Genomic DNA, 17519 nt, shown 5'->3' with positions numbered 1-17519 from the left:
TTCAAAAAAAGAATTCATTTGGAGGAAAAATGATGAACATGCAAGAATCGACAGCCGTTACCATAGCACGCGCCCATATCAACGCTTGGAGTCATCAGGATTGGGAGAAGACAAGAGAGCTCGTCGCCCCAAATGTACACGTTGTGGCAACGTCTACGCAGTCCATGCTACCTGGCGGAGAAGCTTCAGGTATCGACAATTACATGGAACGCTTGATAAAAACTGTGCAATTCATCGAACCCGGAAGCGTTCAGGTGATCTCAGCAATTGGTGATGAAAGGAACGCACTCGTTCTGGAAACTCTGAGGATCGGTCTGGGTCCAGGTGGGACGATGGTGACCCTAGCGAGAGCTAGTCTCTACTTGCTCGATGAGAGCAAGAAAATCATAGAAGAACGGGATGAATTCTGCGTTCTTTCACACTAGCGCAAATAGGGGCTAACAGGACTTTCTGCTTCAAGACCACGCAGATGAAAGATCCGTTCCCCAAAGATGGTGGAATAACTTTCCGCATCGTTCATTCCCTTTCTCGTTCGTTACCTGTCAACCACATCCAGCCTGTTTTTCTTGTGGTTGACCAACGTTTCTCTGTCAGAGGCGTCTGCTGCTTGCGTGGGGTGTGCGGTTTGAACCGGAGAACGCCCTTGACAGGGGAGAGCGAACGCATTCTTCCACAGTCAGGACATTCCACCAGATTGATGCCACTGTCAGTAAATTGTTTGAGATCGATGGGAACCAGTTTTCCAGAAAACGTGCAGTTGGAGGATGTGTTTGTGTGTTCCTGTTCTTTCTCTTTTTCATGCAGTTGGGGCGTTTCGGATGAATGTCTCTTCGTTGGCGATCCCATTGGCGGGCTTGGTCACTTGCTCGAATTTCCGTGCTCCTGCGACGGCATGCTGCCCGTGCTTCGTCCTGAATATGAGCACGAACGGGAAGCTCTTGCTGACGGGCGATTCTGGCCTGTTCCCCATCGTGTCTTCGCATGGCTCTGGCTGTTTTTTCCAGGAATTTTGTCCCAGTGCTCAAGATTAAGGACAATGTTCCACATTTGAGGACCAAACCTGCTTGCTTCGTAGGGCATTTACTAATTCGTCCGCCTGGCACCTCCATAATTTCTGCAAAAAAAGAAAGGCTTGTTGGGTCCTCATAAACGGCCCGAACAAGCCTTTCCGTGTCAAGACGTGGTTAACAAGTGTTTCTTGGTGTACTACCAGATTGTTTTTAGGAGGTTTCCTGGATTAGTATTTTTCTTTTCAAGAGTTCTCTTTACATTGTAATCTCCGCTGCAAATCTGGCTGGAGTGCATGCTGATTGTGTTCACTAACAGCTCCAGGCGCCAGTGATGGTGATATGGGAGCCTGCTGCGCCATTCACACCGGGCACGGTCAGGGCATTGAGCGTGCCCGAATTGTTGTCGCGATTGACCGTGGCGCTGCCCTGGGCATCGCTCCCGTTGGTGGACCAGGTCTGCGAGCTGTTATTAAAATTCAGCGTGACGTTTCCCGGCGATGACGGGTCGGTATAGGTACCTGGCCCATGATAGTGGGGGTAGAGGAAGTTCAGGTGATAGGTCTCGCCGTTAAGCGTGCCAGTTGCTAGCATGGCCACGGCGCTCCCGTTGGGCGTCATACCACAGGTCAGATAGTTAGTAATTGTCAGCGTACCGTTGACCGCGCCGCTGACGGTAAAGATATTGGCGGTGACCGGCGGGGTCGTCGGTGTGAGGGCTGGCGTCGCTTTAAATGAACCCTGGCAATGCCAGTTCCCGGTGATAGAGATCTTTTTGCCGCTTTCGCCTTTGTTCCCGGGAATATCCACGGCTGCAAGCGTTCCAGAGAGGCCGTCATTATTGATGACAATGTTCCCGTGACCAGTACTTCCATCCGTGATCCAGGTTTGCGTGCCTGGATCATTCTCGAAGTCCAAAAGGGGTTTGGGTTGGCTGGATGTTGCAGTCGGGTAGGTGTAGGTGCCGGGCCTGGAGGCGTTGATTACCTCGAGGAAGAGGCTATACGGTTGGTTATTGAGGGTGCCCACGACTCGCAAATAGTAACCAGTGCCATCCATATGTGAAGCATACTCGCAGGAAGTATATTGGACATTGGCTAAGGTGCCGTTGAGCGCGCCTGTGATGATAAAGGTGTTTGGTCCTACCTGTGAGCTAACGCCAGTATTATGCTGAGTAGTTGTCGACGAGGCGTGCTTGCTGGTCTCCTGTGGGTGCTGGTTCTGGCGCGCGAAGGCGAAGGCCCCGACGCTTCCAGTGGCTACGACGATGGCGGCAACGATGATCACAATCACTTTGGTCGCTGCGCTAGTCCCTCCTTTAATGGCGGTATGGACCATTGTATGCTGCGCGGCGGTTTGCCCGGCCTGGGCGTGGGTCGCTCCCGTATGCTGAGCCTGGGTGTTGGGAGCTGTGCCCTCGTGAGATACGCTCTGGGCGTGTTGAGAGGCTGTAGATGCGCCCTGTGAGGTGTGGGTGTTGGCCGAGAACTTCGCGGCGGCGTTGGCAGCGGGCTGAGGCGTGGAAGGCGTGCCGGGTGCGCTGGTCATCTGGGGAGCCTGCGGCGTGCCAGGTGCGCCAGGCACCTGAGTACTGCCCTGCCCGCTCCCCCCTATGCCGATGGGTGGGATGCCTTCTTCTAGCGGCGGCTCTTCTTGCCTCCCTTCGCTCTTGATCTGTGCCTTGCTTGCTAGACCCTCTGGCAAGATAAGCGTCTGCTCGCCTTCCGCTGGCTCATACCGCTCGGTCGCCGTGATGTTCTGCTCGTCCTGACCGCTTCGGCCACAAATACCACAGAAACGGGCGTCCTCGGGATTTTCTGCCCCACAATATATACACCTGGACATAAGTACTCCTTCTGAATATACAAATGTTGCCCCATTATGAAAGAGAGATAGCTTCTTATTTATCGCTCACGAGCGCATATAAGTCGCTGGCATATATTTCGTTAGGGGGATATGAGGCCGTGCATATGAGATGATATTGATGGCGTAGAGCTGCTTGTTCCACACCAACTTCCCCTGTGGATCAAAGGCATAGACGGTGCCGTCGCCCAGGACGGCGTACGTATTGGTGTCGCTCTCCGCCCCTGGCTGGATGACAGTCACCTTCGCGGCACTGTTCCCGGTGGTATTGATGCCGCTGCCGGGCGCGGGCGCGTTGCTTGTCCAGAGCGAATGGCCATTCTGCAAGCTATAGGCCACAACCTGGGGCGTCTTCCAGCCCGGATGGCCAGTATCGGTATGGATCTGGTAGATGCCCTGCGGCGTTGTATAGTAGAGATAGCCGTTATCACGGTCTATGATTCTGGTGGGTTTTGGCGTTACCTGAGCCTTTGCGGGCGCCGATGAGGCCGTGCTTGAGCCTCCGCAGGCGACAAGCGAAATACTGACGAAGAAGGCAAAGAGCGCCAGGAATACATGTTGCTTCCGATGCATGTGCTGCATTCTCACTCCAATCATAGTAAAAGACCTTTAAGTATGTATGTGCTGGTAGAATACCGTATGCAATATAAGTGTAAATAAAAAAATGCACCGTTTCGCAGTGCATTTTTGGATTGCTTATTTGTATGTGCCATAGCGGTCGCATTCGCGACCGCTATGGCACATACAAATAAGCAATTTAGAGTTGTTTATAGGTTCTATCTGTCTTGCTGTCTTGCTTGATGGAGGTCTCTTCTGCTTGTCGCTTGATAAGCGAGGCATAGGCTGAGCGGGCCTCCTCGGTGAGCGGGTGAGTCTCGCCGAAGACCTCTTCGCGTATGCGCAGAGTGCGCCGGTAGAGGGTCTCCGCCTCCTGGTACCTCTGTTGGCGTGCGTAGAGATTTGCCAGTCCCAGGCAGGTTTCCGCCAGGTCTGGATGCTTGTCCGCTAGCTTCAGCTCACGAATCCGAAGTGCGCGCTGGTAGCATTCTTCGGCCTGCGCGTACTTTTCCTGTACTGCATAGATATCTGCCTGGCCGTTTATGGGATGTGCGGTGAGTGGATGCTCTGCATCAAGCGTACATTCACGAATAGCCAGTGTGCGCAGGAAGAGTTGTTCCGCCTCAGCATAGTGCTTTTGCAAACGGTGGGCCTCCGCGAGGTTATTAAGAACCATGGCAACCTCGGGATGGTCCGGGCCGTGAGCCTGTTCTCGGATGCGAAGCGCGCGTCGCAGTGATGTCGCTGTTTCGGCATAGCGCCCCTGTATTCCTTGCAATGCACCCAGGTTAATAAGTGAGTAAGCAACCTGGAGATGATCTGTACCGAATGCCTCTTCTACGACATGAAGCGTACGGAGAAAGAGAGGTTCGGCCTCGCTGTACTTTCCTTGCTCCGCGAAGAGGATGGCGAGATTGTTCAAGGGATGTCTAAGGCTGGGGTGATGTGTCCCATATGTTTGTTCAATCACGTATAAGGACTCGCGGTAATATGGCTCGGCTTCCTCGTACCTTCCTTGCTCGCGATAGAGCTCGCCCAGGTTGCTCAGAAGATTGGCGAGGGATAATGCTGGGGATGTGGGCTGTTCTTCTTGCATACGCAAAGCGCGTAGGAGAAGGGGTTCAGATTGCTGATATTTTCCCATCTGTCCATATAGTCGGCCCAGCCCGTGCAGTGTACGCGCTATCAGGGGATGATTGGGAGCAAGTGCCTCTTCGCGTATCTGCAAACAACGTCGATAGAGCGCCTCTGCCTCCTGAAACTTCGCCTGGTGGCGATAGAGGTCTGCCAGGCTATTGAGCGCGAGTGTCATATCTACGTGCTCAGGCCCCAGGGTGCTTTCCCAGATATACCGGGCCTGTTGAAGCAAGGGCTCGGCCTCGATATAGCGATCATGCTCGATGAAATATTCCGCGATGCTGGTGTAGAGAGAGGCTACTGGCTGAAAACGCTGAGTGTCGTTCTCTAGTGAAAAACACTGTTGCATCTGTTGGGCGGCTGCCAGCGCGTGTGGTAGGAGGCGTTCGCACTGCTCCCAGTTGGCAAACTCAATTGCTGACGCTGGAAAGCTCTGCTGGACGATCCTGATGGCGCGTTCCACCCAGTGTTTCCGTTCCTCCTCGCCTACATGTGCCTTGAGCACCTCCTGGGCCAGGCGGTGGATGCTGAGCGTTTTCTTCTGGCTATTGCGACGGATGAGGGAGTAGGCGAGCAGGTCCCTCAGGGTCGCTTGAAATTGGAGCGGTTGCTCGATAGCTGCTGCCAGGGGAGGCTCAAGCCAGCGTTGTCCCTCCAGAAAGAGGGCCTCTGGTATGTCATCGGGCGCGAGAAAGGCGCACAGGGTAAGGATCTCAATGGCGGCAGAATTTTTATTACGTTGCACTTGCTCAAAGGCGAGGCGAAACGTCGTGGTGACTGAGTGGGGATGCTGGGCATGGGCGTCGCGTTCGTCGAGGAGCTGCATGGGATAGGCCTGAAAGAGGTGGAGGAAATCCTCCATGCCGCATTGGGTAGCTTCGATATATGCGCCCGCCTGGTCGAGCGCCAGGGGCAGACCATCCACCAGGTCAACAATGGTCGCGGCAAGCTCCACGTCGCTAGCGGCAGCCTGGGTCATGGGGGCGTTCGTGGGTAGTATGTGCGTACGATGCAGGAGGAAAGCGATGCCCTCATCACGAGGCAGGCGCGAAAGCTCAAGGGTCTGGGCAAGATGCCCAAGGGTATGCAGACGCGTGCTAAACAGGAATGATCCCTGCCGCGTCGTGGGGAGGAATGGCTTGAGGACGCCAATATCTTCGACGTTATCAAAGATGAGGAGCCAATCCTTATGGCTGTTGAGCCATTGGAGCACGCTGGCAATGATTTTGTGCTGGTCCTGCTCGTGCCGTTCGGGTAGGCGCAGAGTCTGAGCGATTGAGAGAAAGCTTGACGTGAGCGTCTCGCTGCTCTCGGCGGCTAGCCAGAAGGTGGCTGCATAGTGCTGATGATAGCGATAGGCGTATTCAAGCGCGACCTGCGTCTTGCCGATGCCGCCTAGCCCGCTTAAAGTATAAGATTGCGTGAGTGCCAGTGCCTGGCCGGAGGAGAAAGAGGTATGAAGCTGCTCCAGCAGCGCCTCGCGCCCGGTGAAATAGTAGTTGCGTTGATAGGGGACATACCAGTAGGGCGAGACCGCTGTTAAGCTCGCCTCCAGGAGAAGGCGTGTCTGCTGGTCATCGAGGTGGAGCTGGGTGGCAAGCTCTGCTACCATACCCTTGGTGTCGGGAAGGCGCTTGCCGCGCTCCCAGGCGCTAATCGTATTGCGATGCGCACCCAGCTTCTCAGCTAGAACCTGCTGCGCGATTTTCTTCTTCTTGCGCAGCGTTTGCAAGACTTCTCCAAAAGGGGCTGATCGTATTTCATCCATGAAAAAAATCCTCCACAAAAAACATGGGTAATGTTGAAAGAGGATGTAGACAGGGGCGTGCGAGCACGCCCCTGTCTACATCCTCTTTCAACAATATTTATTCCCAGTTCTCGATGCCGACGTGGATGCCCTGGTTCTCCAGCCAGCGCTCGACGTCGATGGCGGCGCGGCAGCCATCGGCGGCGGCGGTCACGGCTTGGCGATAGCGGTGGTCGGTGACGTCACCGGCAGCGAAGATGCCAGGGATATTGGTCATGGTGTACTCGACCGGGTCGATATAGCCCTGAGCGTCCATCTGGACCAGGCCCTTGAAGATCTCGGTGTTGGGCTTGTGGCCGATGGCGATGAAGAGACCATGCGCGTCGAGCGTGCTCTCCTCACCAGTCCTGACGTTGCGCAGGCGTACGCCGGTCACCTCTTCCTCACCTAGGACGTCAGCGACCTCGCTCTCCAGGACGATGCTGACCTTCGGATTGTTGCGCGCGCGATCCTGCATGATCTTGCTGGCGCGGAAAGAGTCACGGCGATGGACCAGGGTCACATGGTTAGCGTAGCGCGTCAGGAAGGTTGCCTCCTCCATCGCGGTATCGCCGCCACCCACGACCACGACATCCTTGCCACGGAAGAAGAAGCCATCACAGGTTGCACAGGCCGAGACGCCGCGCCCCTGTAAGCGCTGCTCATTGGGCAGGCCCAGCCACTGCGCGCTGGCGCCCGTGGCGATGATGATCGTATGCCCCTGATACTTGGCGCTATCTGTCGTGACCGTGAAGGGCTTCGCGCTGGTATCGATCTTGATGGCGTCCTCAGGTACCAATTCGGCCCCGAAGCGCTGCGCCTGTTTCTCGAACTTCTCCATCATCTCCGGTCCCATGACGCCATCCTCGAAGCCGGGATAGTTCTCGACCTCGCTCGTCTGCATCAACTGACCGCCGGTCTGATAGCCCTGAAGCACCAGGACGGACATATTGGAGCGAGCCGCGTAGATCGCCGCCGTATAGCCCGAGGGGCCTGAGCCGATAATGATTGTGCCGTAAACCTTCGCCATGTCTCTCAATCCTCACTTTTATTTTGGAAGCTAAGTCTGCTTTGCGTATTGCCAGTGAATTGCTTTCGCCTATGAAAACAGCGAGCGCGCCCAATTTATGCCCGAGTTTTTCCTATAGGCTTGCCCTGCTGATCCTCACCACAAAAAATAATGTCCACTGATTATAACACGCGCTTATTCCCTCTCATAGGGATGAGTTATACATAAACGCCACGCCGCGTCCCAGAAGGGGACGCGGCGTGGCGTTTATGTATAAAACTTATTTCGCTACCCAGACGAGGAGATGGGCTTTGGTGTAGTGATGTTTATTAGCATCTACTACGTCAACTGACTGACTGGAGGCGATATATCTCCCATCTGGGGACCAGGCTCCGTCATAACCATGTCCCGTAAATGCGTAGAGAACAGCGCCGTTTGAGGCATCCAGAAGCTGTATGGTGAAGTGCGTACTTTGCAATTCAACTTCAATCCTGTTTCCATCGGGTGACCAGTTGATCGCGAAAATGTTTTTCTCCGAGATCAATTGCTTGATGGTTTGCCCGCTGTGGGCATCGACGATGCGGATGGCCTTGCCCAGCCCTGTGGAGGAGTCGGCGTCCGCAATAGCGATTTGCTTGCCATCGGGCGACCAGCTGAGCGAGCTAATGGCGGGATATTCTCTGAGCTTCTCCCAGGTGTTGGTGTCCCAGATGATGGCCGTGGTTGTGACGCCATCCTTTGAGTATGGATAGGCCAGCGTTGCTAACGAACCTCCATCGGGCGACCACAAGATGTTGGTAATATTGTCTGGGAATTTGTCCAGAGTCTTGACGAGAGTGCCATCGGCTGCCTTCCAAACAAAGAGTTCGTTGCGCGAATCCTCCGCGTGATAGCTCGCGGCAATGTATCTGTTATCAGGCGACCAGATAGCTTTGCCAAAGTTAAACCCACCTGAGAGTGAGACCTGGCTGCTAAAGAAGGTGCCATGCGTCGTTGCGTTGCTCATAACATGTGAGGCTGTGCTAGCTGTCCCGCTGGGAACAGGTAAGATTCTGACCTGTTGTGTAGTCTGAGCGTTAAAGATGTAGATCTTTGAGCTACCCGAAACCATCAAGTATTTGCCATCAGGGGACCAGACGACATTGCTTACATTTGTTTCACCAGGGGAGATGGCATAGGTGAGTTTATGAGCACCGGTTTTTGCATCCCAGCTTGCGAGCGTTATATTACTATTATTAGTAAGTATGCCTGCCAGGCGCTGCCCATTGGGCGACCACTGCAGGGCAGAGGCATTATCGTAGTCTTCAGATTGGTATACAATCTTTCCTGGTGCCTCGCTCTGGACAGTCTTGTGAGGCGCTGGTGTCTGCGTATGGGCCGCTGTATTATTGGAGGTGTTTCTCTTCTGCTGGGCGGCGTTCAGCACGAGGAGCAGGCTGCCAACCACGGCTACCAGGACGAGGCAGGCGGCCAGAAGCGTGAAGGCCCTGGGCAGCGTTTTCGGCTTCCGCCCGGCTGGCGCATTCCCGGCGTTTATTCCTCTGCGCTGGCGCTGTTGTGGGAGGGATACGATGTTTATGTCCTCGGGCGTTGTCGCCTTGAGATTGCTGTGCAGTTTGCTCAGGACGCGCTGCAAGGATTGCTGGTCTTCATGGTCGCGCATGAGGGTTGGCAGTGACCTGGCGAGCCGCTGCTCTCTCCGCGTGGGACCACCCTCGTGTAAAAGCTGTTCTATCTGTTCGTCTACCTGTCCCGGTAGGAAGAAATCTTTGTGTTCTGCCATTATCTTTTGGCTCTCCCTAAATCTTCTCACTACAGACACGGCGCAGTGCGTTGAGCGCCCGTGAGAGTAGAACGCGCACCGCTCCGTCGCTTTTACCTACCTGTTTGGCGATATCGGCGCTACGCATCTCGTGTACAAAACGCAGGGTCAGAATCTGCTGCTGCAAGGGCGGTAGAGTGCCTATAGCCGCGCGTAGCTGCGTGTATTCCTCACCGCGTAAAGCCGTTTGTTCAGGCGCGTGCGCTTCGTCAGCGAAGAGACCGTCGAAGGCATCCTCCAGCGGTACCGGCGCTATGCGAGCAGACTTGCGGTAGGCATCCACCATCTTGTTGCGCGCCACGCGCCAGATCCAGCGGCGTTGTTCAACTTCCGACCAATCGTGAACCTGCTCGTTCTCCAGCACGGCCGTAAAGATATCGAGCAGCATATCCTCGGCGTCTTCCCGTGAATTAATACGTTGTTTCAGAAAGGTGAAGACAGCCGGAGCATAGCGCTCAAATAATTCCGTCGTGCTCGACGATCTGGGATGTATCTTTTGACTCGATCTCAATAACATTCTTTTAAATTCCATTTTTTGAATGTACGTACATATCATCCAGGGGCCTCACCCACACAGTCGTAGCACACAAGTAGATGTTACATCTCTCTAACCTGTTTGGTATTCCTGCGTATAGAACATGGAATAAAGTTTTATTTGTCAAAATGGTCAAAGAGGAGCGAAGCGATGTCTCATATGCAGGAGCAAGAAGGACAGGCCAAAGCCTGGCAGGACAGCTATGAAGGCTACCGGGGTGATGACGAGTATCGCTCTGGACAGAACAGAGAGCAGAAGCTCAACGCCGATGGCGACGAGATGTTCGCTGATATGATCATCAAGCGCATGCGCCAGGAGTCCGGCGCTGACGACAAGGCGCGTGAAGAGATCTCCCGGATGAACGTCATGCGTATGTGGCTCGGTATCATCTCCGTGATTGCGGTCATTCCCATCTTTATTGCCTTTGGTGTTGCGCTGGCAAACGGGGTAGGGGCGAACACAAATGCGGTCGTTGGCCTGGGCTGGGGCTTCGTTGCGGCCTGTGCCGTGCTACTCTTCACCAACGCCTACTTTAGTTGGGCCAGTATCGAGATCGCCAAGCACATGTCTGGTCGAAAAGAAGAGAAGAAGGGTTAATAGATAACAGACAGGGGCTGGATGCACAGCATCCAGCCCCTGTCTGTTATCTATTAACCCAGAGGGCAAGTAGGCGCAGGGTGTCCTGTACGAGTTGCTCCAGGGGGGCGAGCGCGACATATTCTTCGAAGGAGTGCTCGTTGACGACGCCGGTGGAGACGGTAAAGGCGCGAATGCCCGAGGCGCGGAAGCCGCTGGCGTCGCTGCCAATGAAGGTTGGACGTAGCTCAAGCTGTGCTCCACGCTGACGCAGGGCTTCGCCATAGACCTGGAGCAGCGGCTCGCCGGGATCGACGCGATAGCCACGCGAGTGTGTATTGAACTTGACGTGTGCCGAGCCACCTGCTTGCTGTGCTGTGTGCGTGAAGGCCTCCTTAAGCTCCTGCCTGTAGCGCTGAATGGTCGCCTCTGGCTCAAAACTGCGTAGCTCGCCCTCAAGCGTCAGCGTGGCGGGAACGGCGTTGCGCGCGCTGCCAGCCGTAATACGCCCGATATTGATGCGTGTCTGATCCTCATTGAGCGCGCCCAGGGTGAGCGGCGTCTCGCGGAAGATGCTCAGGACATTGATAGTCTGGGCCAGGTCCTTGCCAGGATGGCCGGTCTTCCCCTCGATGGTGACGTCAAAGGCCTCGTAGGCCGCGCCCTGCGAGACGACCACGCCCGCCTCAAAGGCATTGTCAAAGACCAATCCCTCTTCAATATGCCAGGCACTGGCATCGAAGCGCGAGGCCCCACACAGGCCGGTTTCCTCCATGACGGTGAAGAGCAGCACCAGCGGTGGGTGGGGCAGGCCTTGCTCCAGCGTGCGCCGCAGTACCTCCAGGATGATTGTCAACCCGGCGCAGTCGTCGGCGCCCAGGTTGGTTGTGCCATCGCTGTAGAGCACACCCTCGCGCAGGACCGGCTCATGCCCCAGACCCGGCGGCACGCGGTCCATATGCGCGTTAAGTAAGAGGGGGTGGCCCTCGCCCGGCAGGAAGGCGATCAAGTTCCCCTGGGAATCAACGGTGCTCTCCAGTCCTCGGCTGGCAAGCGTTCGGGCAAGATACTCGCGCACCCGCTCCTCATGCCCCGAAGTACTCGGGAGGCGAATTAACTCCCGCAGCGTCTGATACAATTGCTCCGCGTACATCTCTCTCTCCTTCTGGTGATGGCCATCCAAAATCCATAGGCGCGCGATAAATCGGGCGCCTATGTAAAAACGAGCCTCTTTCACCCCTTCATTGTAGCAGGAAAGTGCTGTGGAACGTTGTTTCCTGGTGCCGCTTCAGCTATAATTGAGGCTAACGAATGCGCTTCATTTCTAGCTCTTTGGTTTAACATTTCCACTCATACGCACAATTTGCCCCGGAGGGCACACACGTCCCACACCACTAGAGGGGGAGCATGCCCGCATGTCTCGTAGTTATTCGGAGGTTATGGGCGCGCCCAACGAGCTTTACCATTGGATTCCCGGTGAACTGGTCGTTGTGGTGCGTTTATCGCGCCTGCCTGCTGATGAGGCCCTGGAGTCCTTGTTAGAGCAGGTCCGCACTCGACTCAACACATTTCTGTCTCCATATCAACTGGCGCTGGAGCCGTATGGTACGGCGGGAAGGTGGAAGGGGAGTCCGACGATGCCGCCAGTGCGTCGTCGCTCATTTATTTTTGGCCTGCACCGCAAGCAGCCACTACTCGCGATCTTCTTTCACGCCCGCCATATGGACCCGGGCGTGGCGGATGCTACGCCTATGGTCCTCTCTTACCTGCAAGCCCGCCTGGATCTCCTGGCACAGCAAGGCTTGCAGATCGTTTCGGCCATGCCCAACTGGCTGGTGACAGCGGCCCCGTTCTACTTTAGTGAAGGGGGACCGGCGCTGCCGCCGCGTCCCGCGCCCCAGCTAGAGGCCCCCGCGCCCAGCAACGCCCTGATAGGTTGGCGCATGCGCCTCATGGAGCCTGACATTCCGCTGGATACCAGGTCTGCCGAAGATGTCCTGGTGGCTATTCTGGATAGCGCGCCCCATCCCGATCGCATCATGAGCGCCGCGACCCGGCCCGAGTTTCGTCGCAACTGGCTGCTGCAAAAGCTGGCGTCCGACCTGCGCAACGAAGATGGCGCGTTCTCAGTGGAGTATGATCGCTATCCGCTGACGAATGAGGTCCGCACGGGCCGCGATTACTACAATGATGCGCGCTACTATAATATGGCCGACCATGGCCTGGCGGTGACGGGCCTGGTCCGCGATGTCGCGCCCCGTGCTCGTATACGCCTGATCCGCGTCCTCAACGACTTTGGTGGTGGGGACCTCTATCCACTCTTCGCGGCCCTCTGCGACCTGGGGCGCGAGATGGTTGCGGGCTCGATCCGGCGCCTGGTCATTAACCTGAGCCTGACGATTATGCCCGACGTACGCCGTCTGCCCTATGTCTGGCTGGACCAGCGCCAGTGGCCCACGACGCAGCTCTATGGTGTCACGCGATTGCTGGAACATGTTGAGGCCGGGCTACGCCTGCTCTTTGAGAGCCTACACGCCCATGGCGCGCTCATCATCGCCGCTGCCGGAAATGACTCGGTGGCATCCCGGCAACAGAATGCAGCTCCGCGCCCGCCGCGCGCACCCGCGCGTTACGACTCGGTCCTGAGCGTCTCATCCGTCAACAGCCAGGGGCAAGCATCGATGTTTGCCAATGCTGCTAATATCGCCCCCGCGGATACAGGGGTCGCGACCTTTGGCGGCGATGGTTATGGTGTGGCGGATGGCAATACCTTCCCTGATGCCGTACGGGGTCTATATATTGCCTCGACCTTTCCCAATGGTGATCATAATGATATCGGCTGGGCTGACTGGTGTGGAACCTCGTTCTCTACGGCCATCGCCAGCGGGCTAGGCGCGCACCTGATGGCCCAGGGCTGGTCTGCGGCCAACTCTATGATTCGCCTGGCCGCGCGCGGCGATGGACGAGGGGAGCCGCCCTTTGGAGCCGAGCCAGAAATTCCGTCCCTATTAGGGAATATGATCCGGGTGCAGCAGCGTTTTGGTTTATAGAGAATGGTGTTGTGCTGTAACCCGCTACTTGCGTACGCGGCTACTGTGCTACACTACCTACAGGTCCTTTAGGGCTTGTACAGTTATCTTGACGCTTCATTTTGTGTAGGATATAATACGCACAAACGAAGCCAGAAAAACACGTTTTAGTCTATTAATACGGATTGCCTGGGGCTGTATGGCCCCTATGAGAGGTGAAATACATGATTGAGCAGAACCAGCAAGCAGCGACAGAGACTCAGGTCATCACCATGACCCCGACCGCAGCTGTGAAGGTTAGCGAACTGTTGCAGCAGGAGAATGATCCTAGCCTCGGTCTGCGCATCTTCGTCGCTGGCGGCGGTTGTTCTGGTCTCCAGTATGGCATGACCCTCGACGAGGAGCAGGAAGGTGACACCGTGATCAACATGAGTGGCATCAAAGTCTTCGTCGACGAGATGAGCATCAGTTATATCAATGGTAGTGAAGTAGACTATGTTGATAGCCTGATGGGTGCTGGCTTCACCGTCAATAACCCCAATGCCGTCTCTTCCTGTGGCTGTGGCCATTCCTTCAAAACCGCTGAGGGCGGCGGCGAGGCCCGCAGCTGCGGTTGCGGTCACTAGACCTTTAAAAGCAGAAAAACAAAAGAGTGTGAGCCATTTCTTACGAAATGGCTCACACTCTTTTGTTATACAGAATACCACGTGAAATGGCTTTTCACCCCGCCCTATCTGGTAGGGACCCGCTTTAGCGCGTCCAAATGCCATTCATGGCAGTGCGGCGCAAGCCAATCCTTTGCCAGTGAACAGGCGACCCGCAGCCATGGAACGTTTTGGGCTACGCCTACAGGCGATTAATCGCCTTTGGACGCGCTAAAGCGGGTCCCTACCGGGTAATTAGCCGGATTATTCGACAGGTTATTCGTCGAGTTGTTCGCCAGGCTGTTCCAGCATTCTGTGGATGATGCCGGGCATGTCGGTGGCGAATTTGGAGTTGGCGACGACACGCTGGGCACCGGCTTGCAGGGCCTTGGTGCGTGCATCGAGGTCCATATGTGAGCCAAAGGCGAGCACGGGGTAGTCACGCTCGCGGGCCGCGCGGATGGCTGCCTCCCAGTCAACGCCTCGGATGGAGATATTGACGATGGCCAGGTTGGCTCGCTCCTCGCCGCTGGCATCCAGGCGTTCCTCAAAGGTCGCCAGGGTGCGCGCGATGCTGGCCTCCATCTCGTGGTGGCGTAGTGTGTCTTGAATTTTGACCGAGAAGAAGAGATCCTTCTCAAGTGCTAGAACGCGTATGGTCACGGCTCGCCCCTTGTCTAATCTTCCGAGCGCTCGTAGACCGGGCGGCGGAAGCGATCTCCCAGCTCCTGGTTGATGACGTCGATATTGGTGTAGAGGTTGGGCGTGAGTACGTGATGCGTCCCCGTGCAGTAGGACTTGTCACACTTCTTAAAGTGGCTGGTCTCCATTACCAGGTTATTATCCTCCACGGTGATCCAGATATGCTTGCGCGAGTAGCCATCGCCCCACTTGAGGATCAGGCCATCCTTATACTCATCGAAGCGCCCCTGCCCATAGAGGAAATCGCGGTTAAACATGCCGAGCACCTGGCGCACCTTGCTGACTGCCACTACGCGCGCCACCTCGGGCCGCATCGCCGTCGTGGCCTCCTCGGCCAGGTCCTGCTCAGGGATATGGAGCTGGCGACGTGTATGTTGTTCCTCGCGGATCATGCGTGTAATCATCTCCCCCTCCTGGTCGGAGAGGCCATGTCCCTGCCCGAGAATGGGGTCCTTCTGCGGCTGCTGCTCATCATCGTAATACTGATCGGGCATATCGGGCATAAATTATCTCCTTGTCTCTTCTTTGCGCTGTCATGATATCAAGCCATAGTCCTACTGTACCACGGATCGAATTGCTTGACCAGAGAGAAGTTATAAGTGGTGAAGTGAGGATGATGGTCGGCTGGCATAGCCAGCCGACCATCATCCTCACTTCACCACTTTACCCCTTGAGCGCCGTAGGCGCGAAAAGTATTTGCCTCTCAAGAAACGATTGAACACATGTTCTATATGTATTATGTTGTATTGACAAATGTTCTACCCGCCAGTTATACTTTCTTTAAATAAACTCAGTTTTGAATCTCATATCTATTGCTGTAGACCTGTTGTAGTGCGAACCGATGTTCTAGCCTATGAGTAGAGCCAGGGTAAGAACACTTGCGGAACGGCGGTCTGGCCAATGCGTGCAGACAGGAGTGTCGCGGTGGGGCTGGGGGTTGGGGGGAGTAAAACAACTGTAGCTATAATTGACCGGCAGGGACGTGTACGACTGCGGAGCGAGACCAAAACGTTGCGCGGGCGACCTCCCATTGCCACGCTTGAACCCTATGTCCGCGCTATCGAGGGCCTGCTGGCGCAAGCTCGCTCAGAAGGCTGGAGCGTCGAGGGCATCGGGGTCAGCCTTCCCGGTACGCTTGACTACACAAGACAGAGACCGCTTCTCATTCCCTCAATCCCCGCCCTCAATGCCTTTCCCCTCTACGAACTACTCCAACAACGCTATAAGTTGCCCGTCTGCCTGCTTGAAGATATGGAGGCCGCACTTCTGGGCGAGCAGCGCTTTGGCTCGGGTCAGGGGGCGCAACGCCTGCTTTATTTACATGTGAATGCCATCGTCGGGGCGGCCTTTATCGTGGATGGTAAGATAGCCGGACATGAATATGAGCAGCGCCTGCGCCAATATATGGGGCATATCTGTCATATCTCTGTCTCTGCGAGCGGTCCGCGCTGTAGTTGTGGGAAGCGTGGCTGCATCAACACCATGATCTCGCTGGATGCCATGCAGAAAATGGTCCAGCGGGCCGTGCGCCGCGGCGATGAAAGCAACCTCATTACGCGCCTGGTGAACCGCGAAACCCTCACGCCGCGCCTGCTGGCCGAGGAGGCCGAAAACGGCGATAGCGTTGCCCTCCAGATCTACAGCGAGATGGGACGCTGGCTCAGCAATGCCATTACCCGTTATGTTGAACTCTTTGAGCCGCATATGTTTATCCTGGGCGGCGACATTCTCTGTAGCAGCGCCTTCCTTCTCTCCAGCGCCAAAAGCGCCGCCAACACCGACACCAACGCCCGTGTACGCAGCCTGGTCAAGGTCGTTCCTGGCCTTCTCGGACGCGATGCCGCCCTCCTCGGCTCTGTCGTCCCCCTGTTTTAAGAAATTTCCCAAACTTCTCGCCACCGCACCACATCCCCTTACCCTTGTAGTAGCCGCGTACGCCAGTAGCGGATCTGTTGGCCTTGCAAGGGCGAATGCGATACAATTTATTTAGCGGAAAAGAGTGCGAAAGCTTGCGTTTGCTGGTCAACAAGAAGGAATTTGAACAAGTACTATGACGGAAGAGAAGCGGATACCAGTTCTGGTCGTTGATGACACACCAATCAAACGGCGAGGCGTTTGCGAGTTTATCGAGGAGACGCAGACGTTACAACTATGTGGGCAGGCTGAGGATGCTGAGGAGGCTCTACATCTGGTAGAGAGTTTGATTCAGGGACAGCCAGAAAACTCCTCCTTGCAAGGCTGGCTTGTATTTTCTGATCTGCGCTTAGGCTCGGACAACGGTGTAGAACTGGGGCGAACCCTGCTTGAAATGGCGCCTGGCCTGCGTATAGTTGTTTATACCCAGGATCCGAGTTGGGCGCTGGCGGCGGAGATCTTTCGCCAGGAGTACACGCGCCGTGGTACATCGCGTAGTACAAGCCGTCGCCGGGACAAGACCAGGGGCCTGCATGGCTATGTTCTCTTCGGCAATATGCTTCCCGACTACCTTGAGCGCATCGTTGAGAAGGTCGTGGACCAGAATGAGACCTTCATCGATGCAGAGGTGCTGAACTTCCTGCTGGAGCGCCTGCGGGGCGAGCGCCTGACGCCGCGCCAGGAGGAATGCGCCTCCCTTATCGCGCTTGGCCTGAGTAATGATGAGATCGCCGCGCGTATGGGCTTCCTAAATAACAAGGGGCTGCCCAATATTGGCCCGGTCGAGAACCTCGTGAGCGAGCTCTATAACTTCTTTGCCATCTATGGCGCCCCCAGCGATCCCGGCCGACGCGTCCTGCTGGCCCACGCCTATGAGGCCTACGCCGGCCTGCGTGGCAAGCCCTCCGACCCCGTCCGAGATTAAAGTGAACGGCCC

Annotated in this window: 15 protein-coding genes; 6 read left to right on the top strand and 9 right to left on the bottom strand. The window is 55.9% G+C overall.

What is annotated here, in order from left to right; translation table 11 throughout:
* Positions 1-38: 38 nt before the first annotated feature.
* Entirely contained in the window at positions 39-425 is a 387-nt protein-coding gene (locus tag JMJ04_RS02585) for a nuclear transport factor 2 family protein (RefSeq protein ID WP_236037895.1), read from the top strand.
* Between the two features lie 894 nt (positions 426-1319).
* Here JMJ04_RS02585 and JMJ04_RS02580 read toward each other — a convergent pair.
* The 6 genes from JMJ04_RS02580 to JMJ04_RS02555 all read right to left on the bottom strand — a co-directional run bounded on the left by JMJ04_RS02580 (position 1320) and on the right by JMJ04_RS02555 (position 9699).
* Positions 1320-2852 carry a zinc ribbon domain-containing protein gene (locus JMJ04_RS02580; RefSeq protein WP_201369001.1) on the bottom strand — a complete coding sequence of 511 codons (1533 nt, stop codon included), beginning with the start codon at positions 2850-2852 and terminating at the stop codon, positions 1320-1322.
* 66 nt (positions 2853-2918) lie between these two features.
* Positions 2919-3443, bottom strand: a complete 525-nt coding sequence (locus tag JMJ04_RS02575; protein ID WP_201369000.1) for a PQQ-binding-like beta-propeller repeat protein — start codon at positions 3441-3443, stop codon at positions 2919-2921.
* 184 nt (positions 3444-3627) lie between these two features.
* On the bottom strand, positions 3628-6333 hold the full coding sequence (locus tag JMJ04_RS02570; protein WP_201368999.1) for a helix-turn-helix transcriptional regulator: 2706 nt from the start codon (positions 6331-6333) through the stop codon (positions 3628-3630).
* Positions 6334-6430: 97 nt separating this feature from the next.
* Entirely contained in the window at positions 6431-7381 is a 951-nt protein-coding gene (trxB, locus tag JMJ04_RS02565) for a thioredoxin-disulfide reductase (RefSeq protein ID WP_201372310.1), read from the bottom strand.
* A gap of 259 nt (positions 7382-7640) precedes the next feature.
* Positions 7641-9143: a WD40 repeat domain-containing protein gene (locus JMJ04_RS02560; RefSeq protein ID WP_201368998.1), complete on the bottom strand. Its 1503-nt coding sequence runs from the start codon at positions 9141-9143 to the stop codon at positions 7641-7643.
* Between the two features lie 16 nt (positions 9144-9159).
* Positions 9160-9699, bottom strand: a complete 540-nt coding sequence (locus JMJ04_RS02555; protein WP_201368997.1) for an RNA polymerase sigma factor — start codon at positions 9697-9699, stop codon at positions 9160-9162.
* A gap of 168 nt (positions 9700-9867) precedes the next feature.
* Here JMJ04_RS02555 and JMJ04_RS02550 point away from each other — a divergent pair, with 168 nt between their 5' ends.
* Positions 9868-10314 carry a hypothetical protein gene (locus tag JMJ04_RS02550; RefSeq protein ID WP_201368996.1) on the top strand — a complete coding sequence of 149 codons (447 nt, stop codon included), beginning with the start codon at positions 9868-9870 and terminating at the stop codon, positions 10312-10314.
* A 46-nt stretch (positions 10315-10360) separates the two neighbouring features.
* Here JMJ04_RS02550 and JMJ04_RS02545 read toward each other — a convergent pair whose 3' ends face one another.
* Entirely contained in the window at positions 10361-11446 is a 1086-nt protein-coding gene (locus JMJ04_RS02545; protein WP_201368995.1) for a M20/M25/M40 family metallo-hydrolase, read from the bottom strand.
* Positions 11447-11708: 262 nt separating this feature from the next.
* On the opposite strand from JMJ04_RS02545, the gene JMJ04_RS02540 reads away from it, so the two are divergent.
* Both JMJ04_RS02540 and erpA read left to right on the top strand, forming a co-directional pair.
* Positions 11709-13343: a S8/S53 family peptidase gene (locus JMJ04_RS02540; protein WP_201368994.1), complete on the top strand. Its 1635-nt coding sequence runs from the start codon at positions 11709-11711 to the stop codon at positions 13341-13343.
* Between the two features lie 203 nt (positions 13344-13546).
* Positions 13547-13948, top strand: a complete 402-nt coding sequence (gene erpA, locus JMJ04_RS02535; protein WP_201368993.1) for an iron-sulfur cluster insertion protein ErpA — start codon at positions 13547-13549, stop codon at positions 13946-13948.
* Between the two features lie 294 nt (positions 13949-14242).
* Here the strand turns inward: erpA and JMJ04_RS02530 are convergent, their stop codons facing one another.
* The gene (locus JMJ04_RS02530) at positions 14243-14629 is read right to left on the bottom strand and encodes a hypothetical protein (protein WP_201368992.1); all 387 of its coding nucleotides are present in this window, start codon (positions 14627-14629) and stop codon (positions 14243-14245) included.
* A gap of 14 nt (positions 14630-14643) precedes the next feature.
* Entirely contained in the window at positions 14644-15171 is a 528-nt protein-coding gene (locus JMJ04_RS02525; protein ID WP_201368991.1) for a hypothetical protein, read from the bottom strand.
* 397 nt (positions 15172-15568) lie between these two features.
* Between JMJ04_RS02525 and JMJ04_RS02520 the strand changes: the two genes are divergently transcribed.
* Together JMJ04_RS02520 and JMJ04_RS02515 are read left to right on the top strand one after the other, a co-directional pair.
* Entirely contained in the window at positions 15569-16543 is a 975-nt protein-coding gene (locus JMJ04_RS02520) for an ROK family protein (RefSeq protein WP_201368990.1), read from the top strand.
* Between the two features lie 175 nt (positions 16544-16718).
* Positions 16719-17507 carry a response regulator gene (locus JMJ04_RS02515; RefSeq protein ID WP_201368989.1) on the top strand — a complete coding sequence of 263 codons (789 nt, stop codon included), beginning with the start codon at positions 16719-16721 and terminating at the stop codon, positions 17505-17507.
* The last annotated feature ends 12 nt before the right edge of the window (positions 17508-17519 follow it).

The organism is Ktedonobacter robiniae (genome assembly GCF_016587375.1).
Classification (GTDB): domain Bacteria; phylum Chloroflexota; class Ktedonobacteria; order Ktedonobacterales; family Ktedonobacteraceae; genus Ktedonobacter; species Ktedonobacter robiniae.
The sequence above is the reverse complement of the archived record's forward strand: the minus strand, read 5'-3'. Positions and strand labels throughout refer to the sequence as shown.

Coding starts and splice junctions, on each gene's coding strand:
- JMJ04_RS02585 (WP_236037895.1), top strand. CDS start 39: ATGCAAGAATCGACAGCCGTTACCATAGCACGCGCCCATATCAACGCT.
- JMJ04_RS02580 (WP_201369001.1), bottom strand. CDS start 2,852: ATGTCCAGGTGTATATATTGTGGGGCAGAAAATCCCGAGGACGCCCGT.
- JMJ04_RS02575 (WP_201369000.1), bottom strand. CDS start 3,443: ATGCATCGGAAGCAACATGTATTCCTGGCGCTCTTTGCCTTCTTCGTC.
- JMJ04_RS02570 (WP_201368999.1), bottom strand. CDS start 6,333: ATGGATGAAATACGATCAGCCCCTTTTGGAGAAGTCTTGCAAACGCTG.
- trxB (WP_201372310.1), bottom strand. CDS start 7,381: ATGGCGAAGGTTTACGGCACAATCATTATCGGCTCAGGCCCCTCGGGC.
- JMJ04_RS02560 (WP_201368998.1), bottom strand. CDS start 9,143: ATGGCAGAACACAAAGATTTCTTCCTACCGGGACAGGTAGACGAACAG.
- JMJ04_RS02555 (WP_201368997.1), bottom strand. CDS start 9,699: ATGTTATTGAGATCGAGTCAAAAGATACATCCCAGATCGTCGAGCACG.
- JMJ04_RS02550 (WP_201368996.1), top strand. CDS start 9,868: ATGTCTCATATGCAGGAGCAAGAAGGACAGGCCAAAGCCTGGCAGGAC.
- JMJ04_RS02545 (WP_201368995.1), bottom strand. CDS start 11,446: ATGTACGCGGAGCAATTGTATCAGACGCTGCGGGAGTTAATTCGCCTC.
- JMJ04_RS02540 (WP_201368994.1), top strand. CDS start 11,709: ATGTCTCGTAGTTATTCGGAGGTTATGGGCGCGCCCAACGAGCTTTAC.
- erpA (WP_201368993.1), top strand. CDS start 13,547: ATGATTGAGCAGAACCAGCAAGCAGCGACAGAGACTCAGGTCATCACC.
- JMJ04_RS02525 (WP_201368991.1), bottom strand. CDS start 15,171: ATGCCCGATATGCCCGATCAGTATTACGATGATGAGCAGCAGCCGCAG.
- JMJ04_RS02520 (WP_201368990.1), top strand. CDS start 15,569: ATGCGTGCAGACAGGAGTGTCGCGGTGGGGCTGGGGGTTGGGGGGAGT.
- JMJ04_RS02515 (WP_201368989.1), top strand. CDS start 16,719: ATGACGGAAGAGAAGCGGATACCAGTTCTGGTCGTTGATGACACACCA.